Source organism: Limosilactobacillus ingluviei str. Autruche 4 (assembly GCF_000312405.1).
Classification (GTDB): domain Bacteria; phylum Bacillota; class Bacilli; order Lactobacillales; family Lactobacillaceae; genus Limosilactobacillus; species Limosilactobacillus ingluviei.
Genome location: NZ_HE997176.1, coordinates 1 through 25,348, shown reverse-complemented (window position 1 = coordinate 25,348; position 25,348 = coordinate 1). Strand labels below are relative to the sequence as shown.

22 protein-coding genes, 2 tRNA genes and 1 pseudogene are annotated in these 25,348 nt (G+C 48.7%); 11 read left to right on the top strand and 14 right to left on the bottom strand.

The window, feature by feature from the left end; translation table 11 throughout:
• Window positions 1–276: 276 nt before the first annotated feature.
• A tRNA-Thr gene (locus BN54_RS08210) sits at window positions 277–349 on the bottom strand.
• A 135-nt stretch (window positions 350–484) separates the two neighbouring features.
• Here BN54_RS08210 and BN54_RS08205 point away from each other — a divergent pair.
• Window positions 485–1,027 carry an RBBP9/YdeN family alpha/beta hydrolase gene (locus BN54_RS08205; RefSeq protein WP_019206713.1) on the top strand — a complete coding sequence of 181 codons (543 nt, stop codon included), beginning with the start codon at window positions 485–487 and terminating at the stop codon, window positions 1,025–1,027.
• A 200-nt stretch (window positions 1,028–1,227) separates the two neighbouring features.
• Here BN54_RS08205 and BN54_RS08200 read toward each other — a convergent pair whose 3' ends face one another.
• From BN54_RS08200 to BN54_RS08175, 6 genes are all read right to left on the bottom strand, one after another.
• On the bottom strand, window positions 1,228–1,836 hold the full coding sequence (locus BN54_RS08200) for a DUF4767 domain-containing protein (protein WP_019206712.1): 609 nt from the start codon (window positions 1,834–1,836) through the stop codon (window positions 1,228–1,230).
• A gap of 104 nt (window positions 1,837–1,940) precedes the next feature.
• Window positions 1,941–3,032 carry an NAD(P)-dependent alcohol dehydrogenase gene (locus BN54_RS08195; RefSeq protein ID WP_019206711.1) on the bottom strand — a complete coding sequence of 364 codons (1,092 nt, stop codon included), beginning with the start codon at window positions 3,030–3,032 and terminating at the stop codon, window positions 1,941–1,943.
• 113 nt (window positions 3,033–3,145) lie between these two features.
• The gene (locus tag BN54_RS08190; protein ID WP_019206710.1) at window positions 3,146–5,719 is read right to left on the bottom strand and encodes a serine hydrolase; all 2,574 of its coding nucleotides are present in this window, start codon (window positions 5,717–5,719) and stop codon (window positions 3,146–3,148) included.
• 216 nt (window positions 5,720–5,935) lie between these two features.
• The gene (locus BN54_RS08185) at window positions 5,936–7,090 is read right to left on the bottom strand and encodes an RNA-guided endonuclease InsQ/TnpB family protein (protein WP_040470143.1); all 1,155 of its coding nucleotides are present in this window, start codon (window positions 7,088–7,090) and stop codon (window positions 5,936–5,938) included.
• A 572-nt stretch (window positions 7,091–7,662) separates the two neighbouring features.
• Entirely contained in the window at window positions 7,663–8,337 is a 675-nt protein-coding gene (locus BN54_RS08180) for a hypothetical protein (protein ID WP_019206708.1), read from the bottom strand.
• A 29-nt stretch (window positions 8,338–8,366) separates the two neighbouring features.
• Complete coding sequence (locus tag BN54_RS08175; protein WP_019206707.1) at window positions 8,367–8,921, bottom strand: Lreu_0056 family protein; 555 nt, start codon at window positions 8,919–8,921, stop codon at window positions 8,367–8,369.
• Between the two features lie 121 nt (window positions 8,922–9,042).
• On the opposite strand from BN54_RS08175, the gene BN54_RS08170 reads away from it, so the two are divergent.
• A complete protein-coding gene (locus BN54_RS08170; RefSeq protein WP_019206706.1) occupies window positions 9,043–10,065 on the top strand; it encodes an IS3 family transposase in 1,023 nt (340 codons plus the stop codon).
• A 38-nt stretch (window positions 10,066–10,103) separates the two neighbouring features.
• Here BN54_RS08170 and BN54_RS08165 read toward each other — a convergent pair whose 3' ends face one another.
• Window positions 10,104–12,929, bottom strand: coding sequence for an SEC10/PgrA surface exclusion domain-containing protein (locus tag BN54_RS08165; RefSeq protein WP_019206705.1), 2,826 nt, complete (start codon window positions 12,927–12,929; stop codon window positions 10,104–10,106).
• A 385-nt stretch (window positions 12,930–13,314) separates the two neighbouring features.
• On the opposite strand from BN54_RS08165, the gene BN54_RS09905 reads away from it, so the two are divergent.
• Entirely contained in the window at window positions 13,315–13,659 is a 345-nt protein-coding gene (locus tag BN54_RS09905; RefSeq protein WP_019206704.1) for a helix-turn-helix domain-containing protein, read from the top strand.
• Between the two features lie 64 nt (window positions 13,660–13,723).
• Here the strand turns inward: BN54_RS09905 and BN54_RS08155 are convergent.
• The 4 genes and pseudogenes from BN54_RS08155 to BN54_RS08140 form a co-directional block, all read right to left on the bottom strand.
• Window positions 13,724–14,428: pseudogene (locus BN54_RS08155) on the bottom strand (L,D-transpeptidase).
• Window positions 14,429–14,467: 39 nt separating this feature from the next.
• Window positions 14,468–15,214: a hypothetical protein gene (locus tag BN54_RS08150; protein WP_019206701.1), complete on the bottom strand. Its 747-nt coding sequence runs from the start codon at window positions 15,212–15,214 to the stop codon at window positions 14,468–14,470.
• A 14-nt stretch (window positions 15,215–15,228) separates the two neighbouring features.
• Window positions 15,229–16,596, bottom strand: a complete 1,368-nt coding sequence (locus BN54_RS08145) for a zinc ribbon domain-containing protein (RefSeq protein ID WP_019206700.1) — start codon at window positions 16,594–16,596, stop codon at window positions 15,229–15,231.
• 522 nt (window positions 16,597–17,118) lie between these two features.
• Window positions 17,119–17,712 (bottom strand): DUF4767 domain-containing protein, encoded by a 594-nt coding sequence (locus BN54_RS08140; RefSeq protein WP_019206698.1) that lies wholly within the window; start codon window positions 17,710–17,712, stop codon window positions 17,119–17,121.
• A 242-nt stretch (window positions 17,713–17,954) separates the two neighbouring features.
• Here BN54_RS08140 and BN54_RS08135 point away from each other — a divergent pair, with 242 nt between their 5' ends.
• Both BN54_RS08135 and BN54_RS10325 read left to right on the top strand, forming a co-directional pair.
• Window positions 17,955–19,160 (top strand): hypothetical protein, encoded by a 1,206-nt coding sequence (locus tag BN54_RS08135; RefSeq protein ID WP_019206697.1) that lies wholly within the window; start codon window positions 17,955–17,957, stop codon window positions 19,158–19,160.
• Window positions 19,161–19,242: 82 nt separating this feature from the next.
• Entirely contained in the window at window positions 19,243–19,971 is a 729-nt protein-coding gene (locus BN54_RS10325) for a hypothetical protein (RefSeq protein ID WP_019206696.1), read from the top strand.
• Window positions 19,972–20,058: 87 nt separating this feature from the next.
• Here the strand turns inward: BN54_RS10325 and BN54_RS08125 are convergent, their stop codons facing one another.
• Complete coding sequence (locus BN54_RS08125) at window positions 20,059–20,829, bottom strand: CPBP family intramembrane glutamic endopeptidase (protein ID WP_019206695.1); 771 nt, start codon at window positions 20,827–20,829, stop codon at window positions 20,059–20,061.
• Window positions 20,830–21,317: 488 nt separating this feature from the next.
• Here BN54_RS08125 and BN54_RS08120 point away from each other — a divergent pair, with 488 nt between their 5' ends.
• From BN54_RS08120 to BN54_RS10255, 6 genes are all read left to right on the top strand, one after another.
• On the top strand, window positions 21,318–21,629 hold the full coding sequence (locus BN54_RS08120; protein ID WP_019206694.1) for a hypothetical protein: 312 nt from the start codon (window positions 21,318–21,320) through the stop codon (window positions 21,627–21,629).
• Window positions 21,630–21,654: 25 nt separating this feature from the next.
• Window positions 21,655–21,927: a hypothetical protein gene (locus BN54_RS08115; protein ID WP_019206693.1), complete on the top strand. Its 273-nt coding sequence runs from the start codon at window positions 21,655–21,657 to the stop codon at window positions 21,925–21,927.
• A 20-nt stretch (window positions 21,928–21,947) separates the two neighbouring features.
• The gene (locus tag BN54_RS09900; protein WP_019206692.1) at window positions 21,948–22,394 is read left to right on the top strand and encodes a JAB domain-containing protein; all 447 of its coding nucleotides are present in this window, start codon (window positions 21,948–21,950) and stop codon (window positions 22,392–22,394) included.
• 90 nt (window positions 22,395–22,484) lie between these two features.
• Complete coding sequence (locus BN54_RS08105; RefSeq protein WP_019206691.1) at window positions 22,485–22,922, top strand: hypothetical protein; 438 nt, start codon at window positions 22,485–22,487, stop codon at window positions 22,920–22,922.
• Between the two features lie 55 nt (window positions 22,923–22,977).
• Window positions 22,978–23,050, top strand: a tRNA-Ala gene (locus BN54_RS08100).
• Window positions 23,051–23,147: 97 nt separating this feature from the next.
• A complete protein-coding gene (locus BN54_RS10255; protein ID WP_019206690.1) occupies window positions 23,148–23,321 on the top strand; it encodes a hypothetical protein in 174 nt (57 codons plus the stop codon).
• 39 nt (window positions 23,322–23,360) lie between these two features.
• Here the strand turns inward: BN54_RS10255 and BN54_RS08095 are convergent, their stop codons facing one another.
• A complete protein-coding gene (locus BN54_RS08095) occupies window positions 23,361–25,106 on the bottom strand; it encodes a hypothetical protein (protein ID WP_019206689.1) in 1,746 nt (581 codons plus the stop codon).
• Window positions 25,107–25,348 lie beyond the last annotated feature (242 nt).

The following is a 25,348-nucleotide window of genomic DNA, read 5'->3' as shown; positions in this document are numbered from 1 at the left end:
CAGTTTAATTGCGAAAAACTTAAGTCGATTATTTTAGAGTGAACGACCATCGTCAGCTAATCAGCAGTAGACTCAACCAGCGGATTATCTAGCAAAAACCAGTTTCTATTCATGCGTTCCTGCCCGATTGCTTCCAAATTAAAATAACGAATTCTGCCATTAAAGGATAAAATTCAGTTGCTTGAGCCACGTTTCCCAAATTTATCGCTGGGCCAAGCGCCGCTAAAACCACGAAAAAGGCCTGGACCGAATACCATCGATCCAGGCTTTGGCTAGTGCTGACTAGAGGATTCGAACCTCCGACCTACGCATTACTAGTGCGTTGCTCTGCCAACTGAGCTAAGTCAGCAAATCTTTAACATAAATAATATACCAGATCTCCCCGCCTTTGAAAACCCCCGTGGGCAAAATCACTAAAATTTCTGCTTGCCTTCCGCGCGAAGGCGGCTTACCGTTAAAGAAAAGCCCGAAAGGAATGATTGACATGACCAACGCTTACTTGATTCACGGCACCTCGACGCGCGACGATGACTGGTTTCCCTGGTTGGAAACAGCGGCCGCCCCGCAAATCCAGCTCAACCGCCTTTGGCTGCCAGAGCCCTTCAATCCCGAACGGCAAGCTTGGGACCAAGCCGTTGACGACCAAATTCCAGTCCAAGACGGCCTGACCCTAGTCGCCCACAGTCTCGGCTGTCTGACCGCGGTTCGCTTTGTCGCCCGCCACGACCTCCACGACGTCCGCTTGCTGTTGGTCGGCGCCTTTGACCGGTCACTGCCACAGTACCCGACCCTGACTGACTTCATCCTGCCCCGCCCTGACTACACCCAGGTGCGCCCCAAGCTCAGCCGGGCGACCGTAATCGTCGCCAAAGACGACCCGATCGCCCCCTATCGTCAGGGGATCGCGATGGCCAGTGACCTGGAAGCCAAACTGATCGTCCAAGAAACCGGCGGCCACTTTTTAACCAACGATGGGTTCCGGAAGTTCCCGCTCGCCTTGACCGAGCTCGATCGGCTCAGCAAATAGCAAAACCAGGCTACCGGTCGAAGCCAACCGCGCCGCTGGCAGCCAGCTTTAGCTTCATCTGTGGTATAATAAATTGTAGAAATTCATGAGGTTCATTGGACTTCAACCCCAACAGCCCGCCGGGAAGCGCGAAGTTTCCGGCGGGCTGTTTCTTTTGTTTGATTTTAGCTGCTTACTAACTCCAGGGATCCGCCGATTTTTTATTTAAAAATCACGCCCTGACCACGGGCGATACTGGCAAAATTCCGGCTAACGTCTTGGTTTTGGGTGGTCTGCCAAAACATCCCGCCGTTGGTGGCCTGGCTGACTAAGACGACCGGTTCGCCCTGGTGATAGGCAAAGGCGTAGGTGATGTGGAATTCGCCAATCTGCGCGACCTGGGTGTCCACGCGCTTGTTGTAGTTGTACATCGCGACGACGTTGTAGCTGCTGGCTCCCGTCCCATCCGCTGACCACTGCATGGTCGTAGTCGCCCCATTAACGGTGTTGTTCTCCGGCAGAAACTCCGGGAAGGTCGTCCGGCTGATCGGCAGGTAGGCCTGGTGCATCGTCGGCGCCCACCGGTCCATAAAGGTCCGCAGCTGCGCCGCCTTTTGATCGTTCCACGCCGACGTCGCAACTTTACTGGACGTGGTTGACTGCGCTGGCGCCGAACTTGATGCGGCTTGGGTGCTGTGGTTAGTCGCCGCCGACGTTACCGCACTGCTGGTAGAACTGCTGGACTGCTCCGCGCGGTAGTGCTCTTTACCACACGCGGCCAGGGTCACAGCACTGGTCATGATTAGGCTGGTTAGGAAGATCTTTCTCATGTTATTCGCGTCCTTTCCACTGGATTGCCCGCTTTCTTTTTATTGTAACCCCTTTCGGCTTAAAGCACCAAAAAAGCCCGCCATTACCAGCGGGCTTGGCTGATTTATTCAAAGATAATCACGGGCTTAACGACGGCTCCCGCCTCAAAGTCCGCAAAGGCTTGCGCGAGTTGGTCAAAGGAGTAGAACTTGATCAACTTGTCGATCGGGAACTTCCCCTTTTGGAAGTACTTGATCATTTGCGGAATAAAGAGCTGCGGAATCGCATCCCCTTCGATCAGCCCAATGATCTGCTTGGATTCGCCCATCACTTCCATCCCACTGATGTCCAGGGGTCCGGCAATCCCCACCAGATACAGCTTACCATCCGTCCCCAAGGCGTGCAGGCAGTCCTTGATCAGGGGCGTGTAGCCGATGGTGTCGATCGCGTAATCCAGCCCGCCGGGTACGATCTCACGCAGGGCCGCTTCGACATCGTCCACTTGCGCCGTGTTGATTACGTCCGTCGCTCCCAGTTCCTTGGCCAGAGCCAGCTTATCATCGTGCCGATCGATGACCACCAGGTGATCGAGGTTATAGAGGTTGGCAGCCATCACGGCAGCCAAGCCGACCCCACCGGCCCCGGTAACGACCATCGAGGAGCCAAAGGCCGGCTTGACCCCGTTGATCACCGTCCCGGCCCCGGTTTGAAAACCACAGCCCAGTGGCCCCAAGTAGCGCAGGTCCACCGCGGCATCCACCTTCACCACATTGTGTTCGTCCGCTACCATGTGCGTGGCCAGCGACGATTGGCCAAAGAAGGTGCTGACCGCTTCGCCACTCGGCGTGTGCAAACGGTGCGTCCCGTCGTAGTTAGCGCCACCGAAGCACAATTCATTTAAGCGCACGCACTTGGCCGGGTGCCCCTGCAAACAGTTGGCACAGTGCCCGCAGTAACCGAAGGAAACCACCACATGATCCCCGGGGGCAACCGTCGTGACCGCACTACCGACTGCTTCGACGATCCCGGCCCCTTCGTGTCCCAAGGCTACTTGGTAGGGGCTCATGCCGAGGTCGCGCCCCGCAATATCGGTATGGCAAATCCCCGTCGCAACGGTCTTGATCAGAACTTCATTGGCCTTAGGCGCATCCAGTTGCAAGGTCTGGACTTGAATCGGGGCCCCTTGCTTGGCCACCACTGCTGCTTTGATTTCCATCGTTTTATCTCCTTGTTTGCTCAAATAATCACAATTTAATTTTAAGCTAATTTAAGACAATCGTCAATCAATGTCGCGATGAAAAACAGATCCGCACCAGGGGCAACGAAGCATTAGCCCAGCAAACTTTGGACCAAGCGGGCAACTTGTTCGACCTTATTAATCCCGGTCGCTAGCGGATTGCCTTCCGAATAGATGGCCAGGGTGTACCCGCGGCCGTGGTTCGGCAAAAAGCCGATGCTGTCGACGTACCATTGCGCGTTAGACCACAGGCTCAACCACCCGTTCTTCACGTAGTAATCACTGCTGCCGGCGGAAATTCCCCAGCGTTGGCCCGCACTGACCGTGTGCATCAGTTCCCGCAAGTAAGCTTGGGAGCGCTGATTCAAGTAGCCCGAATGATCCGTCAAGTAGATCTGGGCTAACAGTTTTAATTGGTCCTGCGACGTGGTGCGGGTTTGCCCCCAGTGATAGGTTGGGGTCGTACTGCTCATCCCCAGTGCCCGGTAAAGATCTCCACCGGCCGTATTGCGTCCCAATTGATTGGCGATCGCCGTCGCCGCGGCGTTGTCACTGTTGCGAATCATCTTTTCCGCCAGACTGCGTTGATAAGCCGACAGGTTCCCCCCGGTCTTGTGCAGCAGTTCTGCCAAAAGAGCCACTTTCACCGTGCTGGCGGTGATAAAGCGTTGGTTCGCATTGCTGTAACTGTAAACTTGCCCGGAGACTTGGGATTGCACGGCAAAGGCGATTTTGCTTCCCAGCCGGTTGATTAAATTGTTAACTGCTTGCAGGTCCCGGGGGGTCCCATAGCGATCAAAGGCGTACCAATGCCCGTCCAGGGGCAGAATCGTGCTGAGTGCTTCGGCCCCATCCCAACGATCAAAGTAGCGGCGCTGACCGTCAATGGTTTGCCAGCCGTACAGCATCTGGCCTTGATCATTGTAGTAGACGATTTTACTCCCCAGGTTAACGTACTGGCGGGTCGTCTTCGCCCCATTTTGCGGGTTGAAGTAGTACCAGTGCCCCGCTAAGTTGCGTTCCCCCTTAACCATCGCTGCCGTGGTCGGATCATAGTAAACCAGCCGCCCATCCGGTAGGGTCTGCCAACCAGTCTTGACCGTGCCATCAGCCCCCGCCAAGTACCACTGCTGGCCCAGGTAATGTTCGCCGGCCGTTAGGACCACGTAGCCCTGAGCATCAGTTGTAAACGTTTGGCCGTGGTCATAGAAGCGCTGGTTCGCCCCAAGCCAGCCACCGTGGCCTAAGAAACGCAGCTTGTGGGCCTGCTGATCATAGGTCGCCGTATTCGTCAATTCTTGCAGCAACTTTCCGTTCACCGCATCAAAGCGGTAGTAACGCTGCCCAATTTGTTGGTCACCATGCAGCATCCCAGCGCCGGTGAAGCCATTTTGCTTGGGCGTCACGTCGTAGTAGACCCGCCGCCCATCCGGTAAGGTAAACCAGCCCTGCTTGATTGCCCCGTTGTTTTGGTCAAAGAAGAGCCACTTCCCACCGACGGGCTGCTCACCGTACTGCATTTGCCCTTGCTTGTTGTAGTAGACTAGGCGCCCGTCCGGCAGGGTCGTCAGCCCCGTCGCCATCACTCCCTGGCCATTAAAGTAATACCAGTGGCCATCAACATGGCGTTCTGCTTGCTTGACCATCGCCGGGGCAAAGTAGGCCCGCTGGCCGTTAACGGTTTGCCAGCCCGTCTTCAGACGCCCATCCCAAGTGTCAAAATTGTAGGTTTGCTTCCCAACTGCCTGGACCCCGTGGAGCATCCCGGCGCCCGTGAAGCCATTTTGTTTGGGCGTGACATCGTAGTAAACCCGCCGCCCATCCGGTAAGGTAAACCAGCCCTGCTTGATCGCCCCGTTATTTTGGTCAAAGAAGAGCCATTTCCCGTTAACGGGCTGCTCACCGTACTGCATTTGCCCCTGTTGGTTATAGTAGACTAACCGGCCGTCTGGCAAGGTCGTCAGTCCCGTCGCCATTGCCCCCTGGGCATCAAAGTAATACCAGTGGCCATCAATGTGGCGTTCCGCTTGCTTAACCATTGCCGGGGCAAAATAGGCGGGGTGGTGGCCGTTGACGGTCTGCCAACCGGTCTTTAGGTGGCCATCCCAGGGATCAAAATTATAGGTCTGCTGGCCGACTGCTTGCACCTCGTGGAGCATCCCGGCGCCACTCAGGTCGGCTTGCACATCGTAGTAGACCCGCCGGCCGTCCGGCAAGGTCGTAAAGCCCCGGTGCAAGGCCCCGTTGATTTGGTCCAAATACAGCCAACGGTTGGTATCCGTAAAGTACTTTTCCCCGTGCACCATCTGGGCGGTCTGGGCGTCGTAGTACACTACCCGACCGTCTGCCAGGCGCTGCCAGCCCGTGGTCTGGGTCCCATTAGTCTGGACATAGTACCACGCCCCGTTGCGCTGCACTTCATGCCCGCTGGCCGTCTGAATTGGGGAAGTAGCCTGGGCTGGGGCGGCAGACGTCGCCGGCGCCGGCGTTTCCGAAGTTGAAGTTGGAGCTGGGGATTGCGCAGTAGTCACCGAGGACGGGGCCGCTGAAGTAGTAGCCGTGTCAGCATAAGCAATCTGACTCCCCAAGGCTACCCCCATCACCGTAATGGCAGCAATTAACCACCGCTTGCCGGCTTTGTACATTTTGAAGTGTTGTTTGATCATTCTTTGAACCTGCTATATAAAATGTAGAACAACATAGAAGAGTAACCCTTTTATGTTGTTAGAAAGAATATAGTTTTCCTTTCTTAAATTTTATTCATCATCGTTAAAACGCCAGTATTCCCGCTCACCCAACTGGGAGTCAGCGACAGGGACTGACTAGAATGACCTCCAGGGGAAAGGGCTTCCCCAGAGCCAATAGCCTGGCTCCATGACAACTTAAAGCAAAGCTAACAAATTAGCGACCGCATTTACATCGCGGTCTAGCGTCGCGCCACACTGGTAACAGATATATTCATCATGTTTCGTATGATGCTTGTGATTACCAACCAAGGTGACCTTATCATCACCGCGCTTGATATGACCACAAACGGAACAACGCTGAGTGCTCGGGTAAAAGCGATCCGCCACCAGTAAAGTTTTCCCGTACCAGTCACACTTGTAGGTAAGAACCTGACGAAAATATCCAAACATGGAACGTTGGAGCCCTTTTGCCGTAACATGACTCATCTGCATCTTTTTGACGGCGAGGTCTTCAATCACGAACTGATCGTAAGTGTTAACTAACTGGGTCGTGAATTTTTGCATCAAGTCGTGCTGGACGTTGGCCACCCGCCGGTAATCACGCTGCAACTTGGCTCTCGTTTTGGCGTAATTTTTACTTTGGGTGGCCAACCGACCGTTGACCTTGCGCTTGTGGGCTAACACCCGTTGGTAATGCTTGATCCGCTTGTAGATTTTCTGGAGGTGACTGGGCAACGTATTGACCCGCCCTGCCGTGTAATCAAGGTGGCCGACATTAACGTCAACGGCCGTCTTGACACCGGTTTTCGGTTTTGCTGGCACCATAACTTCAAGGGGCAGACTCGCCCAGTACTGGCCGTTTTCCCGGTAGATCGACACGACTTTCAATTCACCGGTCAAGTTGCGGGCCCCTTTGAATTTAATGTCGGACCAGGTTTCCTTAACTTCATGCGGCTTGTCAAGGCGCAAGCGACCATTGACCAGCTTGGCCCGGTCGGTCTTAAAGCCCTGGCGGAGGGCCTTTTTCGATTTGAAGTGGGGCTTGCCCCAATCTGGTTGGGCCCGGTCAAAAAAATTCTGCCACGCTTTACCCAGATCAGAAATCGCCAACTGCAGACAGCGCGCCGACAGTTGAAACTGCCAGTCAGCCTTATTAGCGACCAATTCATCCCGAACCTTGCGTTCATTGGGACGTTGCTTCTTATCAGCAAGAATCACTGAAGCATCATACATATCGTTCCAAAGAGCCAGACCTTGATTCCAACAGTAGCGTCGGTAATCGCACAGGTTATCGAGCACTTTTTTCATCGTCTGATTTGGATATAACTTCACCTTTTGCGTGCGCAACATCATCGTCACCACCTCTCAAACCGCTAATTAAGATACGTGAGATCGTCAAAGTTCCAATAAACCGATCAAGCGATCGTATTGTTAACACTTTAATCATCTCACCGTTCCCTTCATTTAGCAAGTTTTTCGCTGGCATGACGCTGGCTATTTTGGTTAGCTAGTTCCCTAATGTCCATCCTACACTTTGTCTTTCTCACGGACATTAGAGAGCGTTATTCCACATTGTTCGATATTTTAATTAACAGTTATCTCCTCCTCTTTCCAAAAAGCACCGAACATGACCTGTATTCAATTTCATCCGTTAGTTCGCGTGTATGGCTGAAACTATCCCCCTTGTGATAACCACCAAGCGTTTATTAAGCGTTCTTTCACCCGATTTGGTTCCTGATCGTCACACTTCAATTATAGCCTAATATGGCCATGCGATGAATAACCATAAAAGAAGCAAGGTAAGCTTCCTACGCTTTTCGCCCAATATCCTCATCGCGTCACAACTGCCATAACAAAAAAAGCATCCCCGCTCCAACAATTAAGCGGGGATGCTTCGTTAAACAAACTTCTTTGTATCAGATTTAGTTTTGGCTCCGTTTTGACTCAATCTTGAGTTTATTCGCATGATTCAAAAGGACATACCACTTTTCTAATTTTACAGAATTATTAATTAAACAGTCATAGGTTTCAATGAACACCGACACAACGAGTAAAAGCATTCCAATGCGTACAGCCGGTAATAGAGCTGATTGAAAACTTAATTTAGTATTTTCAAAAATCAAATTCCAAAGATTAACTTTAGAATATAAAGCTTTTATCCCCAACAAAGTAAGTACAATCGTTATTGTTTTCTTAAAAACATCATTTTGGTGTTCACTTTGTTGAATCCTGTTTTCTAAGATATAAGTCAAGTACTCCCAATTGTAACGATGCCGTTTATTATACATCTTTTGGTATATATCATTATTAATATAAGAAATATTTGCAAAGAAACGTTTCTCTATCCCTCTCTTCATCAGATAAGATACCCTTAACATAAAAATAAATATTAATATTAAAACAAAAACACTGAATAAAATCGGGCAGCATCGAATACAAAACGTAGAAATCAAAACCACTATTACAAGTAGTGCAATTGGAATATATCCTAAAAGCCGCGACCAAAAAAATTTATTTCCATATTCTTTAAGCGCATCATCCATTCCCGGTTCATTCAATAACTTGTTTAAGTCCTTATCAATATCATAATTTTCCATACCAGTCTCCCTAATACCATCGCCATTAGCTATTCCTTCAGCTCATTCACATACCCTTGCACTTCTGCCTTTTGGGCATCAGTCACGTAGTAATCCTGCTTAAGGCGGTCCAAGCTGACCGTTGTGGTTTCATAGTGACCGTGAGCCACCATGTCGGCCCCTTCGTCAGTCCATTGCTTGATGATCACGTTGTTGCCTTCCTGCTTAAAGAAAATGTAGCTTAACTGATCACCATTCGTAGTCAAATAATTAAAGCCCTGTACTTCAGGACTATTGTAATTACTACCATAGTGCATCGTACCGCTGCTGAGGTATTCTTTAAACCAATCTGGGTTTTCAAGCAACGCCACCATTACCCCAACCGTCTTGTTATCCACCGTTGTATCCTTCGGGGTTGAAGTCGCCGTCGAACTAGTGCTGCTTGAAGCCGTTGCGCTGGCACTGCTCGTACTACTGGTGCTGACTACCTTACTGCTGGTATCTTTAGGCGCAGAATCCTTACTGGTCTGATTGCCACACGCCGCTAAGCCTAGGCCCAAGACCGTCATGGCAACTGCAACTGAGGCTACTTTCAGCTTATTCATTTTTGTTCCCTTCCCTAATCACTCATATAATCCAAAACATTCGCAAAATTTTTTGATCCGGCCTACACTGAAGCAAAAGCGTCCGTTCCACTATCTGGCTTGCTCAAAGGAGGTTTTTGTCATGGTTGCTTCTTCCGCCCAAATCGCCTTTACCGCCGCTTGTACGGCCCATCATTTAACGCCCCCGCTTACCAATCGCGTCAAGGCGCAATTGATCGACCAGCTGCGCGCTGACTATCCGCTTCAGGACCTCTTAGCCGCCGCGCAAATTGCCAGCAGCTCTTATTACGACGCCCGCCACCGCCAGTACCGGCAGGATGATCCCGCCTTAATCGACGAAATCGCCTTTTACCACGAACACTACCCCGACATGGGCTACCGACGGGTAACCACTGAATTGCAACGGCTGGGCTGGGACATCAATCACAAGCGCGTCCTGCGCATCATGCAAGAGCACGCTTGGCAATGCACCCTCTACCAACACCCCGGCCGGGGCTATCGGTTTGATTCTTTTGAGGGGCATACTGGCCAAATCGCCCCCAACCGACTCCACCGCCGTTTTAAGACTGACCGGCCCTTGCAAAAAATCGTCACTGACATTTCCGAATTTCGCTGGGGCCACGAAAGCATTGAAGAGCGCGCCTTCCTCGCAATTTGCCTCGACTTGTTTAACATGGAAATCGTGACCTGGCAACTCGCCCCCGTGGTCACGGTGACCTTAGCGTTAAGCCCTGTGCAAGAACTAATCACTTACCGGCCCGCCCTCCCCTATCGAATGACCGTTCATTCGGACCGTGGCTACCAGTACCAGCATGCCCGCTTTGTAACCTACTTGAAACGCCATCACGTCTTTCAAAGCATGAGCCGCCAAGGCAACTGTCTGGACAACGCGCCGGTCGAAAGCTGCTTTGCCCAGCTAAAAGTCCTGACCGTCAACAACCATCGTTATCCTGACTACGCAACCCTCAAAGCCGCCTTGCAACACAGCATCGACTACTACAATTTCCGGGCTAGCAAGCAAGCGCTTGGTAAGTTAGCGGCCGTAGAATACCGGCAGCGGTGGGCCATCGACCACGATTTTCTCCAATTTGCGGGGTTCACCCCACTCACCAACGCCGCGAACAGGAAAAGCCCCGTCGTTTGACGGAGCCTTTTTATCTCTGCAACAGTGAAACAAATAATTTAAGCGCGGAACTTGCGGCGGCCACCGAAACCGATGAAGCCAAGCAGACTAGCCAAACCAAGCACTGCCCAGTTGGAAGAAGCTTGCGCAGCCCCAGTTTGTGGTAACTTAGCATCCTTAACTGCTCCAGCCGCTTGTTGAGCCGTTGCCGTCAAATGATTTACTTCTGCTTGGGCTACCTTGCCAGCAGCCGCGGCAACATGAGAAGCACCATTTACTACGGAAACAGTCATAGAAGTACCGGCTTGAGCACTAGTATTACCAGTACGGTGATCATTGCGGTTAAGTTGTTCAGCTTGGTGGGCAACCTGGTTGTTCAGGTTGTCATGGGCTTGCGTCTTAGCGTAAGCTTGACGCGCCGTAGCCAAGTCAGCTTGAGCAGTTTGGTAGTTCTTTTGCGCAGCGGCCAACGCTTGTTTAGCCTTAGCTTGGTTGGTTTGGGCCGTTTGCAAAGCTTCTTGATCAGCTGCCAGTTGCTTTTGCGCGTCAGCTAATGCTTTTTGGGCTTTAGCGTAATCAGCTTGGGCTTCCGGCAGGGTCTTGGCCCGTTGTTGCAGATCCTTCAGCTGAGCTTGACGATCAGTCAGTTGCTTTTGAGCATCCTTGAGGGCTTGATCAGCCTTAGCTTTGTTAGCTTGGGCTTGGTTCAAATCCTTTTGAGCTTTGTCCAAAGAACTGTTGGTAGTGACCGGATGAGTCTTCATTGGTTCAACCATCCAGCTGTCCCAAATATAAGCACCAACACCAGGCGTAGAGGCATACTTGTCACGAGCGGCTTCAAACTCTTTGAGAGCTTGTTGGAGCTTTTGATAGCCAGCAGAATCGTCAGCAATTAAAGCGGCTTTGTTGCGAGCATCTTGTTTAACAGCGTCGTTTAAAATGTCAAGAGCATCTTTAAGACCTTGTTGAGCTAAAACATTCTTAATTTGTTGTTGGGCAGAAGAAATGCCAGCTTTGTTGAAAGCTTGATTTAAATGGTCGTTGGCGCGATTATCTTCACTAGGCGTCTCCAATGAAATGTTGTTATAACCAACTGAAACAGACACCCGTTTATAATCGTCATTGCCATCCAAGTGATAAAGGTTAGTGGAATCGGCACCGACACCGTAGTCACCATTAGAAGTCAAGAAGTGCATTTGACCAGAACGAACCCAGTTTTGCCACCAACCTTGCGGAGTGACGTTATCAAAGGCAAAGGCAGCAAAACCAGCATCCAAGAAGTTGTGAGTGTGGCCCCAGTTGGAAGTGCCATCGTTGAAGAGACCTTCACGTAAATTGAGCCAAAGGGCGTGTTTGAGGTCGTCCATGCTCTTGATTGCGAAGTTGTCGCGACGAGCATCGACGTTTTCGCCATAAGCCCAAACGTTATCCTTGTTAGCTAAAGCACGAGTATCGTGATCGCCCTTGTCAAGGTAGTGCCAGTTGTCCTGGGTGTAGACTTGAGCGGCGTGCTTAGCGGCATCGAGGATAGCGGTATTAAAGCCAACAAATGCGCCCACACCATTAGGATTTGGAAGGCGAAGACGAATTTGGTTGAGGATGTCCATACCAAATCGATTAAGTTCAATCAGGTGTTGATCGCTCAGTTTGGACAAGTCGTAGGTAACAGAACCATCAGCATGCTTAACAGCAATTTCAGGGAGGAGTTCTTGTTGATCCTTAGCAGTGGAGTGCCAAGTCAAGGACTTGGACCACGGAGTGAGGTTGTGATCGTAGTAGTCGGTGACATTTTTGTATTGCGCCGGAACTTTGAGGTTAGGATCAGTGGCTCCGTCGGCACCAAACTGATTAGCATAGTACTTCCAAGCGTCGAGCTTGCTCAGACCAGGATAGAAGCTGTTGGCCATGGCAGCCGCATCCCATTGACCGTCGTTGAGAGCATTAGCGGTGTCATGATTATAGTAATCGGCAAGAAGTTTAGCGTTGGCTTCAACGGCTTGTCGTTCTGCAGAGGTCAAGTTTTTGCCACGGAGAACGCTGGCTTGGTCTTGAGCTTGGCTTGACATTTGATCACGATATTCGTCCATCGCTTGTTCAAGATCAGCATTTGAAGGGAGGTTGGATGGTAAAGTTAATTGACCATGATCACGAAGTGATTGTTGATAAAGTTGGTTAAGATACTTAGCTTCTTGTTGATTATTGATTTCTTCGGACGGCGTCCAGTGGTGGGCGTTTTTAACCCAGTTGTCAGTGCCATCAGTGCCTTGATCAAAGTCTTGTTCGGCTTGCCCCATTTTAAATTGTGCTTGCAGATATTCTTGTGCGGCCTGAGAAGCTTGCGCGGCCGTGTTCTTGTTGCCGGCTTGCGCTTGGTCCACGGCTTGTTGAGCACGGGTGACGGCCGTCGCCGCTTGATCAACTTGTTGTTGAGCTTGGTTAGCGGCTTGTTGGGCTTGGGCAACCTCTTGGGAAGCTTGGTTGACTTGATCAGCCGTGACCGTCGGACCACCAGCTTGAGCGGATTGGACCGCTTGGGAAGTTTGATTGACGTGGTCTTGAGCCGTTTGCACGGCTTGTTGGTCATTGGCAACCGCTTGGTGGGCCTGGTTGAGTTGGCCTTGGGCCTGGTCGTAAGCCATTTGGGCTTCGTTTTGCGCTTGAGCGGCTTGATCAGCCTTGGTTTGAGCCGTTTGCAGGTTGTCCTTGGCCGTTTGGGCTGGATCGGTAGCAGTTTGTTGGACGACTGGTTGGCTGGGTTGATCGACCGTGTCGGCGTGAGCAACATTAGTCGAAACTAAGGCGCCACCGGCTAAGGCGGCAGCCGTTCCGGTTAAGCCTAAGAGCATTTTAACTTCGCCCTTTTTTCGATTATTTTGTTTTGTCATTTTAAAACTCCTCTCGAAAAGCATTTTTACAATTATTGAACAATAGCTTAAATAATTATCTTTTTACGAAAATGACTATTTAGTTGCTACATAGAAATCTCCGTCACAGAAATTTTTATTGTCCTTCCCCCAAAGTTGCACCTTCACACTTTTTACCTAAAAATTGCTTTTTCTTCATGAATTCTTGGGCTACCGGCGCAACCTTCGCTATCACTCCCCTATTTTTTATTTCTCGGTCATTAAATGACCATATTTGGCTACATTTTTAATGATACTACTTGCAACTGACCAAATAAAGACAATGTTTAATTCACCTTTTAAGAACTTATTTTATTAAGCACCAACCACTATTCTTGAGGTAAAACCAAAGATTGGAGACAATCAAATGAACAACTACCTCGGAAAAAATATCGCCACGCAACGCCACGCTGCTCGCATGACGCAAGAACAACTGGCCGAACTCAGCGACATGACGATTAACTACCTGTCCAAAATCGAACGGGGCGTCGTCAAGCAAATCGGGGCCGGCAGCCTCTACCGGATTGCCAAGGCATTGAACGTCTCGATGGAATCCCTGGTGGAAGGCACGACCGAAGCGGCCCCGGCCGTTTCTCCTCAGCGCCAGTTGCTCAATCAACAATTAGACCGGCTGGACCCGATCCAAAGTGATGAATACAGCCGCTTGTTCTTCGACTTGCTCAAGGTCGCGGAACGTCCGACGGATCAATAACGCAAAAAAAGCAGCTCCCCGCCAAAGCTGGTGCAGGAGCTGCTTTTCCTTTTGAAGCTTATTTTTACGAATTTTGCTTGATCAGCTGTTTGAGGTTACCCGAATCAGAAATCACGACCTTGGTTCCTTGCTTGATATTTTGGTACATCCACTTGGCATCGGCGACCGACAGGCGGACACAGCCGTGGGAAGCGGCCTTCTTACCGAGCTGGTTGGCTTCGCTTTTAATGAAGTTGCCGTTGGCATCGGTCGGGACGCTGTGGAAGAGGTAAATCCCGTGGTCCTTCCAAGAAACCCAGTACTTAGCCCCTTCCCCACTGCTTTGGTTGTAGAAGAAATCCCCCCGTTCGGCTTCGATTTGGAAGGTCCCGGTCGGCGTGGCATTGGCGCCCTTCGTCCCGGTCGAAGCCAGCATGGTGTAGAGCACCTTACCGTGGTCGATCAAATAGGTCCGTTCGGTCTTTTTAGAGACCAAAATCCACATCCCTGGGTGCTTGTTCACGTCCGGGTAGGCCTGTTTTTATGACGGCCGCATCCAGTAAGGCGTGCTTTGGGCGTGGCTGAGCACCGGAATGGCAGTTAGACTCAGCAAGGCAACGCCCAGGGCTACTAAGAGGGGCCTGATTTTCTTCAGTGAAAAGTGCATGGTAGATCCTTTCTCTTCTTTTTGCGTGGCAGGCCGCCAAGGACCTAGCCAGATCGTAACATTTAGTAACGCGATCGATAATACCACAAGAAGTTGGCTAAGAAAAGGGTAATTGGCATGCATAAAAGGCACCCCGAAATTTCTGAGTGCCTTTCTTGCTAATTAACTATCCGTATTAATCGTCACTTGGTTTTCCAAACCATTTGTCTTTCCAGCATCAACTGCCTTTACTACCTCATCCGCCTGCAAAACCTTAAATGGTTTGGCGTTTTCCTTAGGCTTTCCTGCATACAGGTAGATGCTGCTCCCATCTTCTTCCATGGTGTAGCCGTCAGTTTGACCGGCAGCATCTGCTCCATCAACCTCAATTTGGTAAAAGACTCCGGCACCCGGCGAGGAAAAGCGTTGGGAATCGGACTGTCCCAATTGCAAGGTAATAGGCCTCTTCAACGCCAGCAATTTACCCCATTCCTTATTTGACTTCGCTCCAAGCGTAATAATCCCAGCAGCGGCTTCCTGTGGAGTTAAACTTGAGAGATCCGTTGCCATTGGTTGACTCGCGTCACTAGCCAGCGTTGAGCTAGTGGTTGAAGTCTGACTGCTTTCTTGCGTCGCCGGTGAAGATTCTGAACTAACTGAACTACTCCCCTGTTGCTTTTGAAAGATAAACCAGCCACCAATTAAGATTCCCAACAAGATAACTAATCCTAAGACCACTAACCACTTTTTTGACCAATGCTTTCGAGTCACCTTTTTAATCTTTGGTGGTGTCACTTCGGCTGGAGTAGGAGATGGGGAGTGAGTCACTTTGGACTTAGGGGCTACTGCTTCTTCAAATTTGTAACCACAATTAGCGCAAAATGCCTCCCCTTCGTGCCGTTTTGCTCCGCAATTTGGACAATATTCCATCCTTACTCCTCTCCTTACTTATCGGGTTCCGGGAAAACAGCTTTTTGGTGTTTTGTTTGTGCCTTAGTAAGGACCTCACCTTCCCCACCGTAGTAACCAATAAATCGTTGATTATAAATTTGTTGGGATAACGTTCCTGTAATTGTTACATCTTTATCCCAACGATGGTAACCAAAGATACCTTTAGTTAATTTCTTAGTGTCTAAAGAGTTATCAAATGCAGTCCATGCTTGGATCAATTTAAGGTGTCGTTTATCATCAAGATGGTCTATGCTTTCATCATCAAGTCCTTTTGCTTTACCTTCCGCCCATATTTGTTCTGGAATTCCGTAATAGATATCAAAAAGAAGTTGCTTTTGTTTCTTATTCAAGTTGTTATAAATCTGACTATTTGTACTACTATTGGTATCAAAATAGTCAATTGCCTGATACGTTAATCTTTGACCTACCACCTTATTACCAGATGCATCAGTGGTATCCTTAAAAGACACCTTGTTCTTATCCGGTGAATGGTATTTTGTATGCTTAATGTTATAAATTAGGCCTTTTGCCATGTTATTAATAAAAAGTTCTTTAGTCTCATTGCTTTCTTCTTCAGTATTAATGAAAAGTTCATGTTCTTCTTCTCCTGATGAATCGGGAACCCCATCAATATCAACTGATGGTGGAAAAAAACGAGGATTAGAAAAATGTGGCACTCCTCCCATTGAAAAATCCTTACCTTGTTTATTAACCTTTATGCCCAAAGCGTCATATCTTCCCTTAAGAAAACGTATTACATCATCGTCACCAAAGAAATCATCTTGTTGTCCAACTTGGTTCTTATCATCAAGCCAATTTTGGACCTCAGTTGCTGAAATATCAAAATATTTCTTATCCTGTTCCTTCGCTAACTTAATTGTCTGCCGTTTGGAAAGCTTACTGATTCTCCCTAAAGTAACATCGTTATCTTGAATTTGGTACGCCGTAAGTTTGCCGCTTCCTACAACGAAGATGGTCTTAATTACCGCATCTTTGCTAGCGGTCCCTTTCACGTCATACCAAACGTGACTTCCCGGTTGCTTTACCTGTTGGCTCAACGAAATTGTCTTCGGTGCAAACAATCCGCCGTTGCTAATGAACCGTTGCACGCCAAAAAGGACCAACAAAACCGCGATTAAGCCTGCAACCCTTTTCTTGGTAAACCAAGCTTTAAACCGAGAATTTTTCAAACCTGAAAAATTAAGGCCACTCAAACCCTTGGTTACTTTTTCAGTTAACTCCTTGGCTGATGCGCCCAACTTATTCGTTTGAAAGTCCGGTTGAGCTTTGCCACAGTACGGACAAAACTTAGCCTTGGCTTTAATTTTCTTCCCACAATGCGCACAATACTTTTCTTCCATACTTGATCACCAAACCTTCACTTCTTTTCAACTCCATTGCCTCATATTCACCAGTACTAGCCAACAAAATGACGCCATCTTCTTTGTAAACTAATAATAATACTTAGTAAGTAGCCTTTTATGGTGAATTATAATCGGACTTAATTCAAAAAGAAAGCATATTTTAAACTTTTTTTGCTCCATTCCATTCATTTATTCTTTGTGAAAACAGCTTTTGAATAAGACTAACGACCTTCTCTTTCTCATCTCTGCCGTTCATTCTACAAACGATCCTTTTAAGCTGGTGATCAGATTTTCCAATCAAACGGTAAATATTAAGTTAACACTACCAGCGCAATAACATTCTTTTAGCGGAAACTACAAACAGCATAAAAGTAAATAATAAGCGTACTAGTGACTTATGGCTTTAAACCTTTGCCGAGCGCAAACAGACAAAAGAAAAGACTGGCGAGAAATTACTTTTCTCCCAGTCTCAAACTATGCTTAGTTTTTACAACTATACGATCATTCTTGAAGCTCTACTTATTTTTGTTCTGCTGCAATCCGGGCAAAAGCATTGGCCACATCGGCATTCTTGGTTGGGTGGAAAATTGGATAGCCGTTGGTCATTTCATCAACCAAGGCGACTGGTTGCCCATCGTGGAAGGCAAAGGCATAGGTAATGTGCTGAGCAAAGTGGGAAGAATAGTCGTAATTGTACATTGCCACGACATTATAATTGTAGGGACCTTCACCCGTTGGTGCCCACCCCATCGAAACCTTTTCGTCATTAACAGTAGCAACATTAAACCCATCTGGATATGTTAAGCCGGGGTGTGTATGGAGTGGGTTAACACCATCATATTTCACATAGCTTTGCCCCATCGTTGGCGCCCATTGATTAATAAAATCGGTCAATTCTTGGTCCTTTTGCTTATCCCACGGGGTTGTCGCATGTGATTCCTTTGTCGCACTGCTGCTTGAAGCTGCTGCTTCCTTTTGAGAAGGTGCACTGGACTGTTGCTGACTGGTTGACGATTGGTGGGTACTTTGCTTTTGCGACGTACTTTGTTGACCACACCCAGCGAGGGCTAGTGCACTGGCCATCATCAAACTGGCTAAGAAAATCTTTTTCATTTCATCCTCCTAATAAAGTCACCAAAAAATAAATCTTTTCAGGTTAATTAAACAATTATCACTTCCAAAATGCAAGCTTCATTTTACTTAACCGATTCCCTTACTCATTAAATTAACAACAAACTGTTTTCTATTTTAAATTAATCAAAAAGGGCCTATTTTTAGATGGTATAATGTGGTCATAATTTAAGAAGGAAACGTGATAAAAACGTAACCTAATTTAAAATCGGGAGATGAAGTTCATGGTACAAGCATTTAATATGAACCGGGAGCAACTGACTCAAACCTTGGAAAAGTTGGACAATGATTTTAACCGGTATGCCTACTCATATGCCATCTTGGAAGGAAACTTACTGTTACAACAGGCATATTCCGAGTTAAAAAATCAATTTAACAAAAAGCCTGAAGATTTTCGCGAGCGCGCCGTCGCTGAAGTCAACACTACGCAAAGAACTAATTATGCTCAAAAAATGGAAGAGATTAAACAAATCCGTCATCAAATCGATGAAGCTAATTCGTATAGCTACATCAAAGAACTGGTCAATCAAGCCAAGCGGAATTATTTAAAAATGTGGAAACAATCTAAGGCAAAGGCCATTATCTTAGCGATCTTTACCATCTTATTATGGTTTTCTGGAATTTTACTTGGCGCACTTTGGACCGCCGCAGTTATCTTTTTCTTAGGAAACAAAGATGACGGACAAAAAAATCAAAAACCTGAAGTGCCACAAACTACCTACGCGGAATTAGCAAAGCGAGAGGAACGACTCAACGACAAGTTAGCAACTTCGATCAATGAAACTCAAAAAGAAATCTGGCAAGCTGAATATGAGAAATTCTGCAAATTACCAGAAAATCAAGAATTGATCGAGGCAGCTATTGCGCGAACTCAGAGTTATCTAGCTGAATTTCTCGCCCTCAACTTTTCTAATTATCAACTTTTTCCGGCAGTATACCGCGACAATCGTTCCCTTCACGACTCGCTTTACTTCTTGCAAACCGGTCAAGCCAGCAATTGGAAAGACTGTGCTCAACTGTTGGCCCAACAGGAATTTCAACAAAAACAATTAGCAGAAGTGCACAATCAAACCTTAAATCAACAAGCAATGCTGAACAATCAAAAAGAAATGATCAACAACCAAAAACAACAACTGTCCAATCAACAGCAAATGCTGATCAACCAACAAACCCAGATTGAACAATTAAACGATGTTAATCAAAATATTCAAAATCTCAATAAGCAAATTGCCCAATTAAGCGGGACGGTACGTCGCCACGGAGTTATCCAAGAAGCCCAAATGGCAGCTATCATTCATAAACAAAGCAAAGAAATTTTCCAAGCCCAACGGTTCCATGAACAAGACTTAATTCGAATGCAAAATTCAGTCAAAGCCATTACCAGTTCTGCTGATTATAATACTTCTTACCTTGCTTCGCGCATCGGATAATTTGTTCAGTCGCAACCCAGAACGTTCAACTAGTTTTCTTTTTAATTCCACACTAAACAAAGCAAAAGAAACAGGTGATTACATGACAAACTACACATCTGCCAACCTTCAAATTGTCAAAGATCCCAAGCTGGATGCCTATGTGATCATAGACCAAAAAACAGGAAAAGTTCTTTTTGATCACATTGGTGAAGGCTACGAAAGTTATTTTGCTGCTAAAAATGTCTACTGCCACAATCAGCCAGTCGAAGAACCTCATTGGTCCCAGCTTAACAAAGCCGCCGTTGAGATCTTAACACAACCGATTGTGCCCGGTAACCTCCACTATGTTGCCCCGCGAAGAATCATGGGAAAGCAAAAATGGGATGCCCTCAAACGTCAAAAACGCCAATCAGCAAACCACCACTGCACAGTTTGCCAACGGTATGTGCCTCACCGTGACGGTGACTGGCTGTATCTTCACGAAAAATACCAGTACGACTTTGAAAAACGAATTGAACATTATGTTGGCTGTGCTTCCGTTTGTTACGAATGTCATATGTACATTCACCAGGGTTTATTACAATTACAGAGTCTGGAAGGTGACCTTAGCTTCGATAAAATGCAATCCATTCTGGCCAGAGGCAATCAAATATTAGAAAGATTTGGTCTCCAAGCCATCGAACCACCTGAAAGTTTTGAGGAAGATGATTGGAAGCTTGAATTTGAAGGTAACTTCTACCGTCGGCTAACTGAAGCTGATCTCCGTAATTCCATTGATCCAAGCCGAATCAAGGATGGCGATATCATTCAAGTTAGCGAAAATGATTAATAAACATTGATAATGTATTAAAAACAGGCAGCTGCTCCCTTGATCTTAAGGAGTCAGCTGCCTGTTTGCGTCAGTCTAAATTATTGTTCATCGTTCGCAAAAAATGATTATTAGATTAATAATGACGGAATAGGTGTTCCACGTCGCATGAATTGCATAATTGAGAAGCAGCGAGCGGTAACGGTAGTAGTTATAAACCATGACTAAACCGATCATTGCATATTGACCGCAATAAAAAACAAAATTAGTTACGGGCAAGTTGCCGTGGCTCAAATCTGGTACTTGTCCCATGACATGAATGTAGGTAAACAGCCCTAAAGAAATAACTGCGGCAATTAAGTTACCTCGTTTGGATTGATATCCATGGGGGCGCATGATCAATAATCGAAAGACAAACTCTTCAAGCGCCGGCGCCAAGAAAATAGCAGAGACAGTGATCACGATTCCAGAACTAGGATGTTGGAGAAAAGAATTAATTGCCGCTTGATTGCTTGAGATTGCCCCTTTGTTAAAATCCAAATGCAAGCCATGGTTGCCAAACCACGCCCAACTGTTAGCAAGACACCATAAGATGATGACTTGCAACCCCACGTAAAAGGGATAATTTTTAACCGGTGCTTTTAGGCGAGCTTCTTGGTAGCTAAAGACGTAGCGAACTAACCAATAACCAAAGAGCAAGCTAACAACAATTCCCACAACAGGAGTAGCGTCCTTAGCAAAATCTTCGTAAAGACTAACAATCAAAGTTTGACCCAGAAAAATCAAGAATCCCAAACCGAAACTCCACCAGAACGTTTTTGGAATGGTACGAGTGGCTTGCTTAGACCATTGTAGATGTGCTTGGTACAAATGATACATGGTTCATATTCCTTTCTTTTTAAGTCGTGTAACTCAGCAGAACTATAATGAACCATGAAAGGATACATAATCAAGGGTCAGATAAAGTTATATTAGATACCAGTCATCACTAATTTTACCAACCAAATAATCGTCCTGCAGCCCCTATTATCCTTGAAAAATAACTTAACTTCCTCTATACTCAAGAAGTCGTGGCTCACACGATATGGTTAAGTCCCCACTAGCTATATCACGCACGTCTCCCTAATAGCTTGCTTCACACGGTTTCATCGCAGGCTGTTAGGGGTTTTTATTTATTCGTGGGCGGTGATTTTAAATTTCTTGAGCGTTTTAGTTGCATTTCCACCCTGCGTGAGCTATATTTGAGCCGTACCTACATAGCCGTGGCTGCGTAATTTGCGTCGCCACTTCCAAAGAGTCATTCGATTTTAGACAAGCCCTTAGTGCGTCTAAAATCGAGTGACTTTTTTCATTTGGAGGTATTGACAATGCAAGCAACCTTAATTACTCAGCTGTGCCAGCTGCAACAAGCTGGTTATCGCTTCACCCGGGTCCAAGCCCACTACGCCCTGGAAGAATTACTGCCCGCCGCCATGGATGCCCATTTGGATCAGCTGGCCGACACCCCGGCCTTTGTGGACCGGGGCCAGCTTAAATCCGGCCGCCGCCAATTCTTGCTGATTACTTACCACCGGCAAGTCCTGAAGACTCTGTGGCTGCACGGCCCCCAAAGCGAGCGGCAATTGGCCCGCTGGTGTACCGAGCAGCTGGCCCAGCTGCCCACCCGTCGTGACGCTTAGTTTTCATTAATTAAGGAGGTGCCTTATGGAACAATTTCCCCACATTACCGATATCGTGATCACCGTCGACCAGGACTTGCAACTGGAGACCGATTTCCGCCTCAGCCAAAAGCAACGGATCCAACTGGCGGTCAACCACGAAGTTACCCTAAGCTACTTGACCTTTAAGCCCTTCGCCAAAAAGGCCCACCAGTACCTGGCCATGACCAGTGAAGACGACCGTTTTTGGACCTGCACCCAGGATCTGGTCACCTACGACTACACGATTCGACTGCTGCCCGACCCGATTGCCCGCTAACCAGTTAGGAGGTAATGAGAATGTTCACTACTACCCCTACCCTCTCCGAAATGCACTACAACCTGCGCCTGCAAGATTTAATCTCCGCCCAGCGGGTCACGCCTGCCCCGCCCCACTACCACCTCACTGACGCCACCCAAGATCTCTTCCAATTTATGCCACAGCTGCTGGGCAAGCGGGCCCAGGAAGAAAGCTGGGTCGCCTACCTCAGGCAGGGCCGGCTGTGTCATTTAGATCCCGTCGCCCAGGGGGACCTGGCCTACACGCCGCTAACCACCTTTGCCATCCACCAGCGCGCGCTTTGCTACCAGGCGGACGGCTTCTACCTCTTTCACAATCACCCCGGTGGCTGTCCTCAGCACTCGCTGGAAGATCAGGCGGCGACCCAGCGCTTGATGGCAATCGATCGCCTGATGCGTTTTAACTTTCTCGGCCACCTGGTCGTCACGCCCGCGGGTTGCTACTGACCCAATGGACAACTGGTCGTCAGCGGCCAATCTGCCGTCACGGCTGCCACGCCCACCAGTCGCTGGCTGGACTGCCAACTGGACGAAAAATTGCAGCCAATCTTTGCGGCCCACGGTCCCCTGCACAGCGCCAAGGCCATCGCGAACTGGGCCAACTTCGCCGTCACCCACCACGGCGAATTCTTTGATACCCCCGGAAGTCAGCGGGTGATTTGCTATTTTAATTACGACCTGACCCCAGTCGCCTGGCTGCCCGTCCGGGGTGATCTCACAAATGAGCACGTCCAACAGGCGATTTCGGCTGGTGCTTTGCTGACCAACACTCAGTTGCTCGGCCAAATTATCTTTGCCGGCCTCAACGTCAGCCCCACCCAGTTAGACCAGCAACTCCACGCCGCCGTCCAGGAACCGGTCGATTGGCTGAACCTGCTAGACCTCCACTTAATCGATACCATTGTGTTGAGCACGGACTTCCCTGCCAACACGGTGACCTACGCCGCTTGCAGTGAACGGTACGTCATTCCCTAATCTCAAAATTAAGGCTTAACGTTTGGCTAATGGCCTGCTATAATAAAGCTTGTACGGGCCATTAGCTCAGTTGGGAGAGTATCTGCTTCGCATGCAGGGGGTCGCGAGTTCGAATCTCGCATGGTCCATTATTATCGATGAAAAAAGGGTTCTGGCAGCAAGGCCAGAACCCTTTTTGTCATTTTATACTTGCATGCAAATTTCATAATAGGAAGGAAACTTACCATGAAACCCTTAAAACCGATCCCGCTTGAAGATTTAATTGACCTTATTTGGGCGGGCCTGCTCATCATTTTGTCCTTTCTGCTGATCGCTAACAACCCGAACGCTTTCTTGCTCGGGTTTGCCAGCGCCATTCGTTATGCTAATCGGCTAATTACGTTTGAATCTCGCTCTTAACGATTAAAGCGGTGCGCCCAACCGAGCGCACCGCTTTTGCTATTTCAAGGATTCGTTTTTGAAGTTGGCCACGTTGCCGAGACTCTGCCCGTTGACCAAAGTAGCTTTAAAGCTCAACTGGTCACCGGACCGCATGAGGTTGGCCCGCGGGTAGTCATCGGTATCGACCGTGTAGACGGTCGGATCATTTTGCAGGGTGAACATCACCTTGTTTTTGGCGGCCACGATCGCCACCCGGTCAGCCACCCCGTGGACTGCCTTGTGCTTGGTCCCTGGCGTATTGCCGACCTTAGCTCCACTATCGGTCAAAGCCTGGCGGAAATTGTCCAGGGCACTGGTCGGGCGGTCGCCATTGCCGTGCAGGGACTGATCTTGGGCGTCCAAGTAGTAGTACCCCCGGATCGCCGCCGAGCGGTCAAGGATCGTCATTACCCAAGTCGGCCGGCCGTTGACATTGTAGAGAATCGGCATGCTGGCCCGCCACTGTTGGGCCCGGTAATTTTGATCAGCATTTTCCTTGGCCCCCGAGCTGTCCATGATCCCGTTGGCCGTATAGAAGGTTAACTTCCCGGTCCGGGCGTTGATCATTGAGTAGCCCATCGCTGAGTCGGCCTTGGTGTTCGGATTGGTAAAGTCGGTAAAGTAACTGATTGAGCCGTCGCGGTTAAAGATCGAGGTCACCCCGTCTTCGGGTCCGTTATTGGTGGGCTTGATAATGTCGCGCTTGCCAAAGTAACGGTTCCAAAAACCATGCACGGCGATCCCGTAGTAACGGTTCATCTCCGCGGCTGCCTCACTGGTGATCCCCTCATCAATAAATTTCGGCATTTCATTGAGGGCATAGGTCTTTTGCTTCCCCGTCTGCGCATTCATGACCACCACGTGGAGGTGGCGATAATTAGGCCGGTGACTGAGCGGTTCCGCCCGGTAGACGGTTTGCACCCAGTACGGGATTCCGGCGTTATCGATTTCCAGCTGGGGTTTACTCATCGTCAGCCAGGTCGGATTGTGCCGGTAGATCTGACGGAAGGCATCGTGATTAAAGTAGGCGCTAGTCGCGTAACGGTACGGCATCTTGACGAATTTAGGCACCGCATTTTGGTTCGTTGCGTCCACAATGAAGTAACCCGGAATCTTCCCGGCCCGCAGCATGGCCCAAAAGCCGCTGTATTCGACTGGCACAACATAAACGGCCTTCCCCCGGTAGTATTGCGCCTGGACATTATCGGCGATCTGGAAGTACTGACTGTGCGGAATATCCGAAGCCGACTTGCGCACCCGGTTTAACACCGTCTTGGGCGCCATCGCTACCGGCGTTTCGTTGCGCTTAAAGGTCGGGGCTTCCTTGGCCGGACTTTTGACCTTGGTGATCGAATTCCAGGTTGGCTTTAATGACAGGTAGGAGTGCAATTCCCCCATTCCGGCAAGCAAAGCCAAGGCCACCAAGGCGCCAGCCAGCCACCGCGGTAAGCCCGGCGCCGGTTCGTTCACAACTTTTTTCTTCTTAGAGTGTTTTTTACCGCGCCAGCGGGCCGTCAGGTTGACCGTGGTGGTTTGGGCGACTAAAAGGGCGTAGTAAAGGCCCCCTAAAATGGCGTTGCCTAATAAAATATTCAACAGGTTCCGGGACGGTAAGGCAAAGTAGACCAAAAGTCCCGTTGCCAACAACCAAAGGATCAGCCAGGCCAGGTTCCACCGCCAGTGGCGGCGGGTCCCCGGCCGCGTCAAGCTGACCAGAAAGATAACAAGCGTACTACACAGGTACGCCCCCGTGATGGTGAGCATAAGATTCCCCTTTCGTTTGGATAGCGTTTTCTTTATGATACCAAATTAACGATCTTTTAGACAAATCCCAGCAATTGTCGCAACTTACAGATTACTCCAATTGCGCCAGCTCAACATCGGCTCGCGTCAGAACTGTGCCGCATCATCTGGATCCTCGAGATATTATCCCCAATGAATAATCTTTTGTCACTTTAATTGAAGGTACAAAAAAACCGCCTGCATTGCTGCAGACGGTTGAAGTT

Excerpts from the sequence above, each read along its gene's own strand:
- BN54_RS10255 (WP_019206690.1), top strand. The coding sequence starts at position 23,148 with ATGAAACCCTTAAAACCGATCCCGCTTGAAGATTTAATTGACCTTATT.
- BN54_RS08205 (WP_019206713.1), top strand. The coding sequence starts at position 485 with ATGACCAACGCTTACTTGATTCACGGCACCTCGACGCGCGACGATGAC.
- BN54_RS09900 (WP_019206692.1), top strand. The coding sequence starts at position 21,948 with ATGTTCACTACTACCCCTACCCTCTCCGAAATGCACTACAACCTGCGC.
- BN54_RS08145 (WP_019206700.1), bottom strand. The coding sequence starts at position 16,596 with ATGGAAGAAAAGTATTGTGCGCATTGTGGGAAGAAAATTAAAGCCAAG.
- BN54_RS10325 (WP_019206696.1), top strand. The coding sequence starts at position 19,243 with ATGACAAACTACACATCTGCCAACCTTCAAATTGTCAAAGATCCCAAG.
- BN54_RS08095 (WP_019206689.1), bottom strand. The coding sequence starts at position 25,106 with ATGCTCACCATCACGGGGGCGTACCTGTGTAGTACGCTTGTTATCTTT.
- BN54_RS08190 (WP_019206710.1), bottom strand. The coding sequence starts at position 5,719 with ATGATCAAACAACACTTCAAAATGTACAAAGCCGGCAAGCGGTGGTTA.
- BN54_RS08120 (WP_019206694.1), top strand. The coding sequence starts at position 21,318 with ATGCAAGCAACCTTAATTACTCAGCTGTGCCAGCTGCAACAAGCTGGT.
- BN54_RS08125 (WP_019206695.1), bottom strand. The coding sequence starts at position 20,829 with ATGTATCATTTGTACCAAGCACATCTACAATGGTCTAAGCAAGCCACT.
- BN54_RS08150 (WP_019206701.1), bottom strand. The coding sequence starts at position 15,214 with ATGGAATATTGTCCAAATTGCGGAGCAAAACGGCACGAAGGGGAGGCA.
- BN54_RS08170 (WP_019206706.1), top strand. The coding sequence starts at position 9,043 with ATGGTTGCTTCTTCCGCCCAAATCGCCTTTACCGCCGCTTGTACGGCC.
- BN54_RS09905 (WP_019206704.1), top strand. The coding sequence starts at position 13,315 with ATGAACAACTACCTCGGAAAAAATATCGCCACGCAACGCCACGCTGCT.
- BN54_RS08180 (WP_019206708.1), bottom strand. The coding sequence starts at position 8,337 with ATGGAAAATTATGATATTGATAAGGACTTAAACAAGTTATTGAATGAA.
- BN54_RS08195 (WP_019206711.1), bottom strand. The coding sequence starts at position 3,032 with ATGGAAATCAAAGCAGCAGTGGTGGCCAAGCAAGGGGCCCCGATTCAA.
- BN54_RS08140 (WP_019206698.1), bottom strand. The coding sequence starts at position 17,712 with ATGAAAAAGATTTTCTTAGCCAGTTTGATGATGGCCAGTGCACTAGCC.
- BN54_RS08185 (WP_040470143.1), bottom strand. The coding sequence starts at position 7,090 with ATGTTGCGCACGCAAAAGGTGAAGTTATATCCAAATCAGACGATGAAA.
- BN54_RS08175 (WP_019206707.1), bottom strand. The coding sequence starts at position 8,921 with ATGAATAAGCTGAAAGTAGCCTCAGTTGCAGTTGCCATGACGGTCTTG.
- BN54_RS08135 (WP_019206697.1), top strand. The coding sequence starts at position 17,955 with ATGGTACAAGCATTTAATATGAACCGGGAGCAACTGACTCAAACCTTG.
- BN54_RS08200 (WP_019206712.1), bottom strand. The coding sequence starts at position 1,836 with ATGAGAAAGATCTTCCTAACCAGCCTAATCATGACCAGTGCTGTGACC.
- BN54_RS08165 (WP_019206705.1), bottom strand. The coding sequence starts at position 12,929 with ATGACAAAACAAAATAATCGAAAAAAGGGCGAAGTTAAAATGCTCTTA.
- BN54_RS08115 (WP_019206693.1), top strand. The coding sequence starts at position 21,655 with ATGGAACAATTTCCCCACATTACCGATATCGTGATCACCGTCGACCAG.